This window comes from Alkalibacillus sp. S2W (genome assembly GCF_046764385.1).
Taxonomy (GTDB): Bacteria; Bacillota; Bacilli; order Bacillales; family Alkalibacillaceae; genus Alkalibacillus; species Alkalibacillus almallahensis.
The window spans coordinates 1,825,515-1,841,057 of record NZ_CP177234.1 but is presented as its reverse complement, the minus strand read 5'-3'; the positions used below and the strand labels follow the sequence as shown (position 1 = coordinate 1,841,057).

The window sequence follows — 15,543 nt, the reverse complement described above, 5'->3', positions numbered from 1 at the left end:
ATTAGCTGGGCAAGTTTAACAACCTGACCAGTTTTTTCGCCTACTAATCAGCCAGCCAATCGAAATAGACGCCACTCACCTTGTCGCCGTTGACCGCCAATTCACGGTCTATTTCTACCGTTAGATCGCGCCAGCTTGCATACAATATGCCTGTTAAACTTCGCACTTCACCACGTTTGTACTTGCGTATGACATTCTGAAACACTTCCGCATATCGTTCGCCGTGATCTTCGAGTAGGATTTCGCGGTTTATTTGCGCCTTAGCACGTAAAAGGACGCCGTATATTTCGTAAAGTTCGTCGGCGTTAAAAAACGGTCTAAACGCCTTGAAAATTGGCGCAGGGATAGCCCGAGCCAGTGCGCTAGCAGGCGGCGGCGCCGTTTCTAGTACGTGATTATTATGAGTATTGCTAGGAGTATTTGCAGGAGTTTCTTCGGTGTGACATTCCGGTGTGACAACACGGTGTGACACTGTGTTTTCGTCCGTTTCTTTAACTGGTTTAATTACGATTGCGTTCGCTGATTGTCTACGGTCGCCTGTTGGTCGGTGTAACTCATATTGCTCGATCATGTCCGCTTCTTCTAAATGCTTACATAAACGAATAATCGTTCGCCTAGTCACGCCAAGCATTGACGCAAGCTGGTTTTTACGCAAATAGCATACGCCGAGATATTTAGCCGCATAACGACTAATGACGTCTAGTAATTCGCGAGCGTTGCCTGTTAGGTTTTCTTTGTGTTCGCTAACAGTTTCATTAAGTGTTTCGATCGTATCGAATGTACTTAATTGTTGATACGTTGTTTCATTTGCAAATAATTTTGTCGTTTCCATACAGTTGGTTTCTCCTCTCGGTTTAACCAACCGCAAAAACGTTACACTTGCTGAATTTAATTCTCTACGTTAAAATAAACGTACCTTATGAGAGTGGTCAGCCGTGGTTTCTTGCGGTTGGCTACTTTTTTATGGTTTAATTTAATCCAAGTAACCGCGCAAAGCGGCTGCCACTTCTTCTTTATCCATTTGTAAATAGCGCGTTGTCACGCTTAAATCCTTATGCCCCAACGCCTTGCTAATTAAGTCCACACTTGCGCCTTTTCTCATCAATCGTTTTGCAAAAGCGCGGCGGATTGCGTGCGCCGATAGATTTTCCAGCCCAAAGTCGTTTGAGTACTTGACTAAACGTTTGCCGATCGTGTTATTCGTTGGCGTTGTGTCTAAGTTGCGCCCACGCCGAGATATAAACAAGTAGTCATTTTCAGCGTTCGCCACGCGACGTACTTTATCATTTTGCTTGATTAAAGCGTCTAGTAGGCGATTAGTTATGTCGTCAAACGGTAACATCATAGGCTCATGGTTCTTAATTAAACCGCCGTCAATTTCGAGTTGGTTGTGCGTTAAATCAACGTGACTTTCTTTGAGTTGGCATAACGTACGCAAACGAATACCTGTACGGTACATAACCATAACGGCAGCTGCGTCACGTAACTGAACAAAGTCTGATAAATCAAGCATACGCAACAAGACGTGTATATCGTTTTCCGCTGTGCCTTTCTTAATTGGCGTGTCCACTTTGACGTTAATGTCGTGCCAAAAATTGTGCGCTAGCCATCCGTTGCGATAGCACTTGTTTAAAAACGCTTTGAGGCACTTTAAGCGCGTTAATTTCGTTTGGTTACTGACGTCCATACTCGATAACCACGTGTAAATGTGGTCGTTTTTAAGATCGGCCAGCTTGTCCACGTCTACAAATTCCGCGAATTTACTTACATAATGCTCATAATCGACTATCGTGCGCTCGCGGTAATTGCTAATTTCCATTTGACGCTTAACTCGAGCCAGCGCTTGCATAATCGTCAATGCTTGCGTTTCTCGGTCGTTAGTCGGCTCGGATTGCGTAAATATATCGTTTAGTTTATCGGTAACATCTAGGTGTCCTTTACGTTTAGTCATACAAAAGACGCCTCCCATAACGGAATGTTTGACCGGTTCAATGACCGAGATCAATTTCCGCTATGAGAGGCGTCATGATGCGATTTTAGAGTGTCCCGAGCAGGAATCGAACCTGCGACCGACAGCTTAGAAGGCTGTTGCTCTATCCCCTGAGCTACCGGGACAACGTCAAAAAAATGGAGCGGGTGATGGGAATCGAACCCACAACATCAGCTTGGAAGGCTGAGGTTTTACCATTAAACTACACCCGCATCACACATATGAAATTATTTTAATCATATTAACCAACATTTTTGTTGCGACAAGTTTTATTATATAAAGCAAGGCTGTAGTTGTCAATATTGTAACCCTAAATTTAATTAAAACAATCGCAGAATCTCATATTTACTTTACTATTTTAAATTGTTACAATTTTTTGTGAGTAATTTATATGTCTATCCAACAACGGAAATGAATTGCTATTAATATGAATTTGAAGAACGATCGTAAGCTAATTAACAATTTAATGAATGCATACTGAGGTGATGAAATGGAAGAAGAATGGTTTGTGGTTGAGCATGGATTACTTGATGCTGATGTGAATATGGCTGTTGATGAATGTTTATTAAAATGGCAAAAAGAAGGTAAAATGCTGCCAACGTTGCGTTTTTATGGCTGGACCGAGCCGAGTTTGTCAGTCGGTCAATTTCAATCTGTTGAACAAAGCATTGATTTTGAATCAGTTGAGGCCTATCATTGTCAATTTGTAAGACGATTAACAGGTGGAAGTGCTGTATTGCATGATGATGAATTGACTTATAGTATCGTTCTTCCTGAAGACCATCAAATGATTTCATCGTCTATTAAAGATGCTTATTATACCTTGTCTCAAGGTCTAGTGAAAGGGTTTGAGCAATTAGGTATTAAAGTAGAGCATGCAACGCCAAGTGATCAAAGTGCTTCGAATCGAAGCGAGGTTTGTTTTGAGCGTCCTGCTTATTATGAGTTGCTTGCTGAGGAGAAGAAGCTATCAGGAAATGCTCAAATCAGAAAAGATGGTGTTTTATTGCAGCATGGTTCAATTCCATTGACGCTTGATACGACAATGCTTTTTGATTTATTTCGATTTCCGAATGAGGAATTTAAAAACCATAGACGCCAGTTGTTTAAAGAGAAAGCAACCACAATCAATCAGGTGAATCATGATGAATTTACTTATGATGATGTAAAAAATGCTCTTAAGAAAGGATTTGATGAAGCATTTGATGTTAAGTTAGTACCTTATGAATTAACGAAGGAACAGTGGGATGAAGTTTACCAGTTAGTAAAATTTAAATATGGAAATGATAACTGGAATTTTAAACGAAATAGACAGGAGGCATAATGGTATGGCAGATCAAACGACCTATGTAAGAAAACCTGAATGGCTTAAAACACGATTGAACACAAATAAATCTTATAAAAGTTTAAAGAAATTAATGCGTGATAATCGGCTTAATACGGTGTGTGAAGAAGCGAAATGTCCAAATATTCATGAGTGCTGGAGTGAGCGTCAGACAGCTACCTTTATGATTTTAGGTGATACTTGCACACGCGGGTGCAGGTTTTGTGCAGTTAAAACGGGTCTTCCAAATGAATTGGACTGGAATGAACCACAACGTGTCGCAGACTCTGTTAAAGTTATGGGGTTAAAACATGTTGTTGTTACTTCTGTTGCACGAGATGATTTAAATGATGGCGGTGCTGCTGTTTTTGCTGAGACAGTTAATGCAATTCGTCGTGAAAATCCAGGGTGTAGTATCGAAATATTACCTTCAGATATGAAAGGTGATTACGAAAGTTTACATACGTTGATGGACAGTGGACCTGATATATTTAACCATAACATTGAAACGGTTCGTCGACTGACTAAAAAGGTAAGGGCTATTGCTCGTTACGAAAGATCTTTAGAATTATTAAGACGTGTTAAAGAAATTGCACCTAATACACCGACAAAGTCAAGTATCATGGTTGGTTTGGGTGAGACAAAAGAAGAATTAATAGAAGCATTGGATGATTTACGCGCACATAACGTTGATATTGTGACTATTGGGCAATATTTACAACCAACCCGTAAACATTTAAATGTGGAACGTTACTACCATCCAGACGAATTCGAGGAATTAAAACAGATTGCGTTAGAAAAAGGATTCTCACATTGTGAATCTGGACCTTTAGTGCGTTCTTCTTATCATGCTGATGAACAAGTGAATGCATCGACTCAAAATCGCATTAAGTATATGCAAGGGGTAGAAGAACAAGAAGGTAAATCAGTATTTTAATTAACAATGGGGCTAGTTTGAATAATATTATTTTATATTCAAACTAGCTTTTTTAGTTAGTATACTGGTTATAATTCTATTAATAGATTGTGGGCTTTTCTTGAATTTAATCTATTATATTAGGGTGAATATACATAATTAGTATTGAAAAACACAGTTCAATAAAACAGAACATCTAGTTTTAAAGGATCAATACATATCATTTCTATTAATCTACCAAAACACACAAATTTGTTGAGCGATTAAAAGTTTGTCGAAATAAATCGAATGCAATAATTTTAATAGTAATATAATAATTTGAAATATAATTGTAAAATTCATAAGGTGACACATGTGTTATACTAAGCAACAGAGTATAAAAGTAGAGTGAATTTAGAGGTGACGGAATCCATGAGAAAAATTATTTTTTCAACGATATTGTTTGTTTCATTCAGCAGTTTGATCGCCATAAATACATATGCTGAACCGAGTTTAGAAGAACGTGAAGATGAAGTTAGTGAAGAACGAGCTCAATTACAAGAAGAATTATCAGATGCGGAGCAAGAGTTAGCTGATGTTGTGACAGAATTAGAAACGTTAGATCAAGAGATTGAAAGATTAAATGGAGCAATTGAGAAAAACGAAGAAAAGTTAAAGGAAACAAAAGAAGAAATTCAAACTAAAGAAGAAGAAGCCAAAAAACTAGAACAAGAGATTGAAAAAATTCAAGATAGAATTGATACGAGAAAAAATGTATTAAAAAATCGATTATCATCACTTCAAAAAAATGGTGGCAGTGTTGACTATATCGAAGTTGTTCTAGGTGCTAGTAGCTTTGGAGACTTTGTCTCTCGTGTTTCAACGGTCAACAAAGTAATGGATTCTGATAAGAAGTTGGTTGAACAGCATATTTCAGACCAAAAAGAACTAGAAGAAAAAGAACTAGCATTAAAAGATCGTATGAGTGAACTTGAGAGTAAAAAAGAAGAAATTGTTGGCATTAACGACCTTTTAGAAACTCAAAAGGAAGAAACAGAAAACAAAGCACAAACATTAGAAGATAAAGAAAGTGAACTAGTAGCCTTACAAGAAGAATTACAGGTAGAAGATAGTCGTTTAGCTTCTATTCAAAATAGTATAGAACAAGAAATTGAAGAACAAAATCAACCTGTTTCATTAGCATCACAAGAAACATCTAATAACAGTTCAAATAGTAGTTCATCTAGTAATTCTAGCAATTCTAATGATTCATCTAGTCAATCCAGCAATCAATCAAGTTCGGCTCCAAGTGGTAACGGCAGCATGGAAAGTGTTATCCAAGCAGGTATGTCACAGCGAGGAACTCCTTATGTTTGGGGTGGTACGTCACCATCAGGTTTTGATTGTTCAGGATTCTTACATTGGTCATTTGAACAAGGTGGTATGAATATATCGGCAAGAAGCACCGATCAATTTGCTCATGTTGGTAAACGTGTACCCGAAAGTGAAATGCAACGAGGTGACCTTGTCTTTTTCAACACGAATGGCCCTGATGGTCATATTGGTATTTATTTAGGTAACGGCAAGTTTTTAGGTGCTCAGAGTAGCTACCCAGGTGTTGATGTAGAAAATATGAGCTCAGGTTATTGGGCAAATCATTTCAGCGGTCACGTACGTCGCGTTCAGTAAGATGTTAGCTATCCTCTAAATTTATAAATTGTATATATTTTCAATACCCGAACTAACTGTTTATTAAACAGCTAGTTCGGTTTTTTTATACTCAAAATTTTAAACTAGCAACTAATACTCATTGGCTGTTAGGATAAAACTAGTTAAATCATATGCAAGGGAGACAGTACTTATGTCAGATGGTTTAGAAAAAATCATTTCAGGTGTAACGGGTGAATCCATTAATCAACTGAAGGCAGTTTCTGGTGGGGACATAAACGATAGCTACTATGTTCAAACAATGAACCAAGAGTATTTTGTAAAAGTGAATAAGCAAGGTCCAGAAGCATTTTTCAATCGAGAAGTAGAAGGACTTCATAAAATTAATGAAACTAATACGATCAATGTTCCGAGCGTGATCGATGTGAATGATCATGATGATTTAAGTTATTTAATATTAGAATGGATTGACGCACAAAATCATGGTGATGAACGACAACTTGGCGAACAGATTGGTCAATTACATAAACAAACGCATGATTACTTTGGTTATCCGCATTTCACATATGTCGGAACGCTTAAGCAACCTAACGATTTATACGAGTCTTGGAATAAATATTATCGAGATCAACGTTTGTTGAACCAGATTCAAATTGGTGAATCTCTTGGTGTAATTAAAGGTGAGCGACAAAGGAAGGCATATCAATTGTTAGAACGGATTGAGTACTTAACTCCTGAAAAACCCGATGCTTCATATTTACACGGGGATTTATGGAGTGGGAATTGGATGTTTTCAAAAGATGGGGATCCTTATGTCTTAGATCCATCATTTCTATTTGGGGATCGTCATTTTGAATTAGCGTTTACAGAACTGTTTGGTGGATTTTCAAACAAATTTTATGAAGGTTATCGATCAACCAATCAAATCGAACCTTATTATTCTGATGTTAAGCCACTTTATCAACTTTTTTATCTGCTTGTACATTTAAATATATTTGGTGAGATGTATGGTGCATCAGTAGATCGCATTGTAAACTATTATGTGGGTTGAAAATAATATTAATTAAATCATCGATTTCTGCTACACTAGGTGTGTACTTAAATGTTTTGAAATAATTAAAGTGGGTAAACTATAGATACGCTAGAAGGAGGTGAGATTATGAGTGATGATAAGCAAGATGTGGTCATGTTTCCTGGATGGCGAAAGGAATTAGAAAATAAAACGTATGAAGCTATTCAGAAGAAATATTATGAAGAAGCATTATTACATATTAAAAAGTTAGAAGATTTTAATGAAGCCTCGCATGATATTATTACAGCAAAAGTAATCGCATACGTCGAGTTAGCTCGTTATGATGAAGCGATTAGTTTGTGCAGAAGGTTAATGCGGGAGGATCAAGATCATTATTATAAGTATTTACATATTTACTTAACCATTCTATTTCAAACGAGCCAGTACCAAGATTTAATTGAATTACTGGATGAGATATTTGAGACAGAGACGGTTCCATTTGAATATCAAGATGCTTTTCAACAATTATACGATGTGAGCGCAGATATGCGTGCTTCTGCTTCTGAGACAGAATCAGTGGAACATATCAATCATTTTATTGAGGCGCTGGAGAATGGAAACTTTCAAGAACAATGGAAGTTACTGTCTTATCATCGGAAACACGAAGTTGATCCTTATTTAGAGATGGTTAAGCCCTATCTAAGTGATACGAGGTTGAATCCAGTGATTAAAACAGGAATTCTTCAATGGTTTATGGAAGAAAAGGTTGAAGAAGCCGTTGAGGTCGAAAAATTTGGTGAATCTGATCACGTTAGGCCAGTTGAGTTAAATGATGTTTTAGATACGTCATTTGCCAAAAGTGTGATTCATTACTTAGAAGATGTTGAGCAAAATGATCCTACTTTGTTTGAATTTCTGAAACAAATTCTGTATCGCTATTTGTACATAAAGTTTCCATTCGCACCTCAGCCAACACAAAATAATGTGACCGATTTAGGTGAAGCCGTTTTATTGTTGGCTCAACAGTATTTACAATTAAATGAAGGTGTGGATAAGCATCAAGAAGCTACTCCTGAACAACAGGAATGGATGAAGGATATAGAACGATTAGAGAAAATATATTTCTCTCAAATTGGTGAATAAAATTCGTTAAACATGTGTGTTGAACGTCTAAGTTTCTATGTTATAATATATGAGTTGCATTATGCATGAATAGTGATTGCATGAACCAAACGACAATAAAGTAGATGAATAGATGTTGGAGGGAAGAATTATGTCAGCAAAATGGGAAAAGAAAGAAGGTAATGAAGGCGTCCTAACGGTAGAAGTGGATGCGAAGGAATTCGACCAAGCGCTAGACCAAGCCTTTAGAAAAGTTGTCAAAGATGTTCAGGTACCAGGATTCCGTAAAGGTAAGGTGCCTCGTGGTATTTTTGAACAACGCTTTGGTGTTGAATCTCTTTATCAAGATGCAGCTGATATTGTACTACCGGATGCTTATATGAAAGCAGTGGAGGAAACAGGGATCACACCTGTTGATCGTCCTGATGTTGACGTTGAACAAATTGAAAAAGGTCAACCTTTTATTTTCAAAGCGACTGTCACAGTGAAACCTGAAGTTGAGCTAGGCGAATATAAAGGCTTAGAGGTAGAAGAGCAAGATACAACTGTTACAGACGAAGAAGTAGAAGAAGAACTAAAATCATTACAAGAAAAACATGCTGAACTTGTCGTTAAAGAAGAAGGACAAGTTGAGAATGGCGATACAGTTGTTATTGACTTTGAAGGTTTCTTAGATGGTGAAGCATTCGAAGGTGGTTCAGCAGAAAACCACACATTAGAAGTAGGTGCTGGTCAGTTTATTCCAGGATTCGAAGAACAATTAGTTGGTAAATCTGCTGGAGAAGAAACAGAAATTCAAGTAACATTCCCAGAAGATTATCAAGCAGAAGAATTAGCTGGTAAAGAAACAACATTTAAAGTTAAAATTCATGAAGTGAAAACAAAAGAAGTACCAGAACTTGATGATGAACTTGCAAAAGATGCTGAGGATGAAGTTGAAACACTAGATGAACTTCGCGAAAATACTAAGCAGCGCTTACAAGAACAAAAAGAACAAAATGCTGATCAAGAAAAGCGTGAAACATTAGTCGAGAAAGCTTCTGATAACGCTACAGTTGAAATTCCTGATGCAATGGTTGATTCTGAACTTGATCGTATGCTTCAAGAATTCGAGCAGCGTTTACAGATGCAAGGTATGACGCTTGATATGTATTATCAATTTGCTGGTCAAAGTGAAGATGACCTTAAAGAGCAAATGCGTGAAGATGCACAGAAACGTGTTCGCACTAACTTAACGTTAGAAGCAATCGCAGCAGAAGAAAACTTAGAAGTTACAGAACAAGATATTGAAGATCAATTACAAGAAATGGCTTCAATGTATCAAACAGATATAGAACAGCTAAAACAAATGCTTGGTGGCAACACTGAAGCACTTAATGAAGACTTGAAGCTTAAGAAATCAATTGACTTCTTGGCTGAACATGCCAAAACGGTATAAATATAATATAAAACAAGGCGCGTTTTTAACGTGCCTTGTTTTACAATCATCATAATGTTTTGTTTTGTAGGCATATAGTGTTAATAATAAAGGTTTAATTGTACACACCTTGGTAAGAATAGACATAATGTTATATATAAGTTTTTCTTTTGACTTAAACGTCTGAGAAGTACATAATGGAATGTGTAAAATGAATGAGGTTCTAATATCTTCATTTGTGAATTAAAAAGTATTTCGATTAGAATGTTAAGTAGTATGAATGAATGTTTTGTCAAACATATCATGGTTAACTACAGATAATTTATGGGGTGAAAGTATGTTTAAATTTAGTGATGAAAAAGGCCAATTAAAATGCTCGTTTTGTGGTAAAACACAAGATCAAGTCCGCAAATTAGTAGCTGGACCTGGCGTTTATATATGCGATGAATGTATTGATTTATGTACAGAAATTGTTGAGGAAGAGTTAGGCTCAACAGAACAAGAGGAAATGACAGAGCTTCCTAAGCCTAAAGAGATCTGTGATATCTTAGATGATTATGTCATTGGGCAAGAAGAAGCGAAGAAATCTCTATCTGTTGCTGTTTATAATCATTACAAGCGTATTAATTCAAGCAGCAAAGAAGATGATGTTGAGTTATCAAAGAGTAACATTTTACTACTAGGTCCAACAGGTAGCGGTAAAACATTACTCGCACAAACAATGGCACGTATTTTAAATGTGCCTTTTGCGATTGCCGATGCAACATCACTAACTGAAGCTGGTTATGTTGGTGAAGATGTTGAGAACATCTTACTCAAATTAATTCAAGCAGCTGACTATGATGTTGAAAAAGCAGAAAAAGGGATTATCTATATTGATGAGATCGATAAAGTAGCACGTAAATCAGAGAACGCTTCAATTACACGTGATGTTTCAGGTGAAGGTGTCCAGCAAGCATTGCTTAAGATTTTAGAAGGAACACAAGCAAGTGTACCGCCACAAGGTGGACGTAAGCATCCTCATCAAGAATTTATCCAAATCGATACGACGAATGTGTTATTTATTGTAGGTGGCGCATTCGATGGCATTGACCAAACAGTTAAACGTCGTCTTGGTGAACGTGTTATTGGGTTTGGCTCAGAATCAACTGGCGAACAGCTTGAAGAGTCAGAACTGTTAACACAAGTATTACCTGAAGACTTACTACGTTATGGATTAATTCCAGAGTTCATCGGCCGTCTACCAGTTATTGGTAGCCTAACGCCATTAGATGAAGATGCTTTAGTCGATATCTTAACTCAACCGAAAAACGCTTTATCGAAGCAATATGAAAAACTATTCGAAATTGATGACGTTGAGTTAGAATTGCAAGATGATGCGCTTCGTGCGATTGCTAATAAAGCAATTGAACGAAACACTGGTGCGCGTGGTTTACGCTCAATTATTGAGGACATCATGCTTGATGTGATGTTCGAATTACCATCTCGTGATGATATTGAGAAATGTATTATCACACGCGAAACAGTCGAGGGCGAAAATGGTAAGCCGACGTTAGTCCTAAGTGACGGAACAGTGGTTGATCAAAACAAAGAAACACCCAGAGAAAGCGCATAAAAACGAATCGTAATGGTTGGCTAGCTTTGAGGGTACTCTCCTCGTTTAGGTGAGAGTACCCTCTTTGTGTATGACCTATCATGAAATGAACATGAAACGTGTAAACTACTGTTATAATCGTGGCTTCTGTAAGTAATGTTTAAACTGAGTTGGTTAACATAGCTTCCAGTATAGAAGTTGCGACCGTATTCGGAGGTGCAAACAATGAATCAAGATCATGAAACGATTATTCCTATACTACCACTTAGAGGCGTGGTTATTTACCCTTCAATGGTTCAACACCTAGATGTAGGACGAGAGCATTCTGTCAAAGCATTAGAGGATGCCATGATGTATGATCAAAAATTATTACTCGTAGCTCAACGCGATACGTCTGTTCAATCACCAACTCAAGATGATCTATATGAAGTTGGAACAATCGCTTATATTAAACAAATGGTTAAATTACCGAATGGGACAAGCCGTATTTTAATTGAAGGCTTAGAACGAGCGACACTTAAGGAAATCAAACAGGCAGATCCGTTCTTTACAGTGACATACGAATCCATTCATGATGAACATGGTGATGACACTGAAGAACAAGCTCAGATGCGTATGTTAATTAACCAATTTAGTGAGTATACAAAGGTTTCTAAAAAGACAAAAAGTGAAACTTATGACACTGTAAAAGACATTGATGAATCCAGTCGCCTTGCTGATATAGTGACTTCACATTTGTCCCTTAAAATTGAACAAAAACAACACATCTTAGAGACAGCTTATGTTCCTGATCGACTCGACTATATTATCCAAACCATCCAAAATGAAAAAGAAGTTCTTTCGATGGAGAAGAAAATTGGTCAACGCGTTAAACGGTCGATGGAGCGAACTCAAAAAGAGTATTATTTGCGAGAACAACTGAAAGCCATTCAAAAAGAGCTTGGGGAACGTGATGGTAAAACAGGCGAGATTGATGAGCTAAAAGAAAAAATCGAAGAAGCTGAAATGCCTGAGCGTATTGAGGAAATTGCTCATAAAGAATTAAATCGTTATGAGAAAGTACCTCAAAGTTCTGCAGAAAGTTCTGTTATTCGTAATTATATTGAATGGTTAGTGGCTTTACCATGGACGAATGAAACAGAAGATAATTTAGATGTAAAACGAGCAGAGAATGTACTAGATGAAGATCATTATGGATTAGATCGTGTGAAAGAACGTGTCTTAGAATATCTTGCGGTTCAACAATTGACGGATTCAGCTAGTGGTCCAATATTATGTTTGGTTGGACCACCAGGAGTTGGTAAGACGTCGTTAGCTCAATCAGTCGCTCGTTCAGTTGGCCGGGAATTTGTTAGAGCCTCACTTGGAGGTGTCCGTGACGAAGCAGAGATAAGAGGGCACCGCAGAACCTATGTTGGAGCAATGCCAGGGCGAATTATGCAAAGCATGAAATCAGCTGGCACCGTTAATCCAGTCTTTTTATTAGATGAAATTGATAAAATGGCCAGTGATTTCCGTGGGGACCCATCTTCAGCCATGTTAGAAGTGTTAGATCCTGAGCAAAATGATAAATTTAGCGACCACTTTATAGAAGAGCCTTATGATCTATCGAAGGTCATGTTTATAGCAACTGCTAACAATTTATCCACTATTCCTGCACCCTTGTTAGATCGTATGGAAGTAATCTCTATTGCGGGTTATACGGAATTGGAGAAGTTGCATATTGCTAAAGAACATTTAATTATGAAACAACTCGAGGAAAATGGTTTAACAAAGTCACAATTACAATTCCGTGATGATGCAATTTTAAAACTCGTCCGTATGTATACGCGTGAAGCGGGTGTGCGTAATCTTGAACGCGAAATAGCTTCGGTTTGTCGTAAAGCAGCTAAGAAAATTGTTTCAGAAGAGAAGAAGCGAGTAGTTGTGACTGAAAATCAACTTGAGACATTACTAGGCAAACCGAAATTCCGGTACGGACAAGCTGAACGTGAGAATCAAATTGGAACAGCGACAGGTTTAGCTTATACACAAGCTGGCGGCGATACGTTAGCGATTGAAGTGTCGATTGTACAAGGAACTGGGAAATTAACCTTAACTGGTAAACTTGGTGATGTCATGCAAGAATCAGCTCAGGCTGCCTTCAGCTATGTTCGAGCAAGAGCAGATGAATTCGAGTTAGAAAAAGATTTTTATGAAAAGTATGATGTCCATATTCATATTCCAGAAGGGGCTACACCGAAAGACGGCCCATCTGCAGGGATCACGATTGCCACTGCCTTAGTGTCAGCTTTGACTAATCGTCCCGTACGAAAAGAAGTAGGGATGACTGGTGAAATCACTTTACGTGGACGTGTTTTACCAATTGGTGGCTTAAAAGAAAAATCTTTAAGCGCCCATCGTGCAGGGTTAACCACGATTATAATGCCTGCTCAAAATGATAAAGATTTAGAAGATATTCCAGAAAGTGTCCGTGAACAGCTGACATTTATTCAAGTGAGTCACTTAGATGAGGTCTTAGACCATGCGTTACTCGCTAAGGAGGCGATACGATGAAAGTCAATCACGCAGAAATCGTCATAAGTGCTGCTAGTAAAGCTCAATACCCTGAAGATGAAAAACCTGAAATTGCATTATCTGGTCGGTCGAACGTAGGAAAATCATCATTTATAAATAAAATGATTCAACGTAAGAACTTAGCTCGCACGTCAGGTAAGCCTGGCAAAACACAGACACTTAATTTTTATAATATTAATGATGCGTTTTATTTTGTTGATGTACCTGGCTATGGTTATGCTAAAGTTTCGAAACGTGAAAGAGAAGCATGGGGTCGTATGATGGAAGAATATTTTCAGACGCGTGAGACGCTTAAAGCGACCGTGTTAATTGTAGATTTCCGTCATCCACCAACTGAAGATGATTTAATTATGTATGATTATTTGAAGTACTTTGACTTACCAGTGATTGTGATCGCGACGAAATTAGATAAAGTGAAGAAATCTCAGCGTGATAAACATCTTAAAACGGTAAAAGAAGAATTAGAGTTGGAACCAGAAGATGTTGTGATTCCATTTTCAGCGGAAACTGGAGAAGGAAAAGATCAAGCGTGGCAGACATTGAAACAGTATTTATAAGTGAAGATCCCGATGAATGAGTCGGGATTTTTTCGTGTTTTTTATTGGATTGTCACAAAATTAGTGGAGAATTGTGATATAGCTCAAATTATTAACCAAGATTAGCTTTTATAATGGATGTAGGAGATTAAATAGTCGATAGGGTAGGTGTTGAATGATATGAGATTTTTATATGTCGTTGTGGTAATAGCTTTTATTGATACTTTTATTCAACTACCTATTATGACGCCTTACGCAATAAGTTTGGGAGCAAGTGAAACATTGGCAGGTATCATTGTTGCCATGTATTCTTTATCAAATGTTTTAGGTAATATAATCGGTGGTTATTGGGTGGACCGAATTGGAAGAAAACCCATTATAATCATAGGTATGGTTTTGGTAAGCTTCACTCTATGCTTCTATCCCTTAGCTGTAACTGGTGAGCAATTATTATGGATTCGTTTTGTTCATGGACTTTTCGGTGGTGTGTTAGTGCCTGCAGCTTTTGCATTAATTGGTGATTGGGCGAAGGATACTGGAAACAAAAAAGTAATGGCTTTTGCTGGTGGTTCGATAGGAATTGCGGCGATTGTTGGACCTGCACTAGGTGGTGCTTTAGCTGCAGCGGGTCAAATCATTTATGTATTTATATTAGTGGCGATTGTGTTTCTTATAACAGCTGTTCTCAGTATTCGTTTTGTTAAATCGTCAGTCCATGTTCAGGACGACAAGCCTTTAGACCGCTATACCTTACAAGCGATCCTAACTAATCGAGGTGTCCTGAAGGCATCAACAGTTGCATTCACGTTAATGTTAAGTAATGGGACACTTGCGTTTGCTTTACCTATTTTGGTTGATCAACTTCAATTAACGACGGTCGTTACTGGTTTATTATTGAGTTTATTCGGTATTACGGCTTTATTTATTTTTATGACAAGATTAAATATAGTATTTGTTCGACTTAACCCATTCACCCTTGTCTTCGCAGGTTTAAGTATTATTGCAATTTCTATGGGAATTTTACATTTTGCGTTTAATTTGTGGATGCTTATAGTCGCTATGATTGTTTATGGAATAGGGTTTGCTTTCATCTTTCCATCAATGAACCAAATGATCACCAATAGTACAGATGAAACCTTACGCGGAAAAGCATATGGATTTTTTTATAGCTGCTTTTCACTTGGAGTTGTCGCTGGATCAAGTGTATCAGGCATTGTACAACAATCTTGGGGCATACCCTTCATCTTCTGTGTAGGCCTAATCATAATTAATTTGATCATCCTAGGACAATTGAACAAAAAATAATTTGTTTCGTTCTGTTAAAGTTTAATGTTGATTTTCAAATAGTATAGCAGTGAGTTGTTGAATTGTGAGTAGCGAAGGCGGCGACTCCTGTGGAAACAGCACG

General features: G+C 37.6%; 12 protein-coding genes and 2 tRNA genes. 10 read left to right on the top strand and 4 right to left on the bottom strand.

Annotated features, from left to right (window positions below):
- Positions 1 to 43: 43 nt before the first annotated feature.
- The 4 genes from ACKXGF_RS09900 to ACKXGF_RS09885 all read right to left on the bottom strand — a co-directional run bounded on the left by ACKXGF_RS09900 (position 44) and on the right by ACKXGF_RS09885 (position 2,202).
- On the bottom strand, positions 44 to 832 hold the full coding sequence (locus ACKXGF_RS09900; RefSeq protein WP_411953577.1) for a helix-turn-helix domain-containing protein: 789 nt from the start codon (positions 830 to 832) through the stop codon (positions 44 to 46).
- Positions 833 to 973: 141 nt separating this feature from the next.
- Positions 974 to 1,951 carry a tyrosine-type recombinase/integrase gene (locus ACKXGF_RS09895; protein WP_411953576.1) on the bottom strand — a complete coding sequence of 326 codons (978 nt, stop codon included), beginning with the start codon at positions 1,949 to 1,951 and terminating at the stop codon, positions 974 to 976.
- Between the two features lie 91 nt (positions 1,952 to 2,042).
- Positions 2,043 to 2,115: transfer RNA gene (locus ACKXGF_RS09890), tRNA-Arg, on the bottom strand.
- A gap of 13 nt (positions 2,116 to 2,128) precedes the next feature.
- Positions 2,129 to 2,202, bottom strand: a tRNA-Gly gene (locus ACKXGF_RS09885).
- Between the two features lie 278 nt (positions 2,203 to 2,480).
- Between ACKXGF_RS09885 and ACKXGF_RS09880 the strand changes: the two genes are divergently transcribed.
- The 10 genes from ACKXGF_RS09880 (at position 2,481) to ACKXGF_RS09835 (ending at position 15,440) form a co-directional block, all read left to right on the top strand.
- Positions 2,481 to 3,314 (top strand): biotin/lipoate A/B protein ligase family protein, encoded by an 834-nt coding sequence (locus ACKXGF_RS09880; RefSeq protein ID WP_411953575.1) that lies wholly within the window; start codon positions 2,481 to 2,483, stop codon positions 3,312 to 3,314.
- A gap of 4 nt (positions 3,315 to 3,318) precedes the next feature.
- Positions 3,319 to 4,251 carry a lipoyl synthase gene (gene lipA, locus ACKXGF_RS09875; protein ID WP_167260864.1) on the top strand — a complete coding sequence of 311 codons (933 nt, stop codon included), beginning with the start codon at positions 3,319 to 3,321 and terminating at the stop codon, positions 4,249 to 4,251.
- Between the two features lie 390 nt (positions 4,252 to 4,641).
- Complete coding sequence (locus ACKXGF_RS09870) at positions 4,642 to 5,898, top strand: NlpC/P60 family protein (protein ID WP_411953574.1); 1,257 nt, start codon at positions 4,642 to 4,644, stop codon at positions 5,896 to 5,898.
- A 172-nt stretch (positions 5,899 to 6,070) separates the two neighbouring features.
- On the top strand, positions 6,071 to 6,928 hold the full coding sequence (locus ACKXGF_RS09865) for a fructosamine kinase family protein (protein ID WP_411953573.1): 858 nt from the start codon (positions 6,071 to 6,073) through the stop codon (positions 6,926 to 6,928).
- Between the two features lie 108 nt (positions 6,929 to 7,036).
- Complete coding sequence (locus ACKXGF_RS09860) at positions 7,037 to 8,032, top strand: hypothetical protein (RefSeq protein WP_411953572.1); 996 nt, start codon at positions 7,037 to 7,039, stop codon at positions 8,030 to 8,032.
- A gap of 130 nt (positions 8,033 to 8,162) precedes the next feature.
- Positions 8,163 to 9,449, top strand: a complete 1,287-nt coding sequence (tig, locus tag ACKXGF_RS09855; protein WP_411953571.1) for a trigger factor — start codon at positions 8,163 to 8,165, stop codon at positions 9,447 to 9,449.
- Positions 9,450 to 9,765: 316 nt separating this feature from the next.
- A complete protein-coding gene (clpX, locus tag ACKXGF_RS09850) occupies positions 9,766 to 11,043 on the top strand; it encodes an ATP-dependent protease ATP-binding subunit ClpX (protein WP_167260874.1) in 1,278 nt (425 codons plus the stop codon).
- A 204-nt stretch (positions 11,044 to 11,247) separates the two neighbouring features.
- The gene (gene lon / locus ACKXGF_RS09845; protein WP_411953570.1) at positions 11,248 to 13,578 is read left to right on the top strand and encodes an endopeptidase La; all 2,331 of its coding nucleotides are present in this window, start codon (positions 11,248 to 11,250) and stop codon (positions 13,576 to 13,578) included.
- On the top strand, positions 13,575 to 14,156 hold the full coding sequence (gene yihA, locus ACKXGF_RS09840) for a ribosome biogenesis GTP-binding protein YihA/YsxC (protein ID WP_411953569.1): 582 nt from the start codon (positions 13,575 to 13,577) through the stop codon (positions 14,154 to 14,156). The genes lon and yihA overlap by 4 nt, the downstream gene beginning before the upstream one ends.
- Before the next feature lie 159 nt (positions 14,157 to 14,315).
- Positions 14,316 to 15,440: an MFS transporter gene (locus tag ACKXGF_RS09835; protein WP_411953568.1), complete on the top strand. Its 1,125-nt coding sequence runs from the start codon at positions 14,316 to 14,318 to the stop codon at positions 15,438 to 15,440.
- Positions 15,441 to 15,543 lie beyond the last annotated feature (103 nt).

What these genes read in the sequence shown, in the direction of transcription:
- ACKXGF_RS09900 (WP_411953577.1), bottom strand. Translation starts at nt 832, where the DNA reads ATGGAAACGACAAAATTATTTGCAAATGAAACAACGTATCAACAATTA.
- ACKXGF_RS09895 (WP_411953576.1), bottom strand. Translation starts at nt 1,951, where the DNA reads ATGACTAAACGTAAAGGACACCTAGATGTTACCGATAAACTAAACGAT.
- ACKXGF_RS09880 (WP_411953575.1), top strand. Translation starts at nt 2,481, where the DNA reads ATGGAAGAAGAATGGTTTGTGGTTGAGCATGGATTACTTGATGCTGAT.
- lipA (WP_167260864.1), top strand. Translation starts at nt 3,319, where the DNA reads ATGGCAGATCAAACGACCTATGTAAGAAAACCTGAATGGCTTAAAACA.
- ACKXGF_RS09870 (WP_411953574.1), top strand. Translation starts at nt 4,642, where the DNA reads ATGAGAAAAATTATTTTTTCAACGATATTGTTTGTTTCATTCAGCAGT.
- ACKXGF_RS09865 (WP_411953573.1), top strand. Translation starts at nt 6,071, where the DNA reads ATGTCAGATGGTTTAGAAAAAATCATTTCAGGTGTAACGGGTGAATCC.
- ACKXGF_RS09860 (WP_411953572.1), top strand. Translation starts at nt 7,037, where the DNA reads ATGAGTGATGATAAGCAAGATGTGGTCATGTTTCCTGGATGGCGAAAG.
- tig (WP_411953571.1), top strand. Translation starts at nt 8,163, where the DNA reads ATGTCAGCAAAATGGGAAAAGAAAGAAGGTAATGAAGGCGTCCTAACG.
- clpX (WP_167260874.1), top strand. Translation starts at nt 9,766, where the DNA reads ATGTTTAAATTTAGTGATGAAAAAGGCCAATTAAAATGCTCGTTTTGT.
- lon (WP_411953570.1), top strand. Translation starts at nt 11,248, where the DNA reads ATGAATCAAGATCATGAAACGATTATTCCTATACTACCACTTAGAGGC.
- yihA (WP_411953569.1), top strand. Translation starts at nt 13,575, where the DNA reads ATGAAAGTCAATCACGCAGAAATCGTCATAAGTGCTGCTAGTAAAGCT.
- ACKXGF_RS09835 (WP_411953568.1), top strand. Translation starts at nt 14,316, where the DNA reads ATGAGATTTTTATATGTCGTTGTGGTAATAGCTTTTATTGATACTTTT.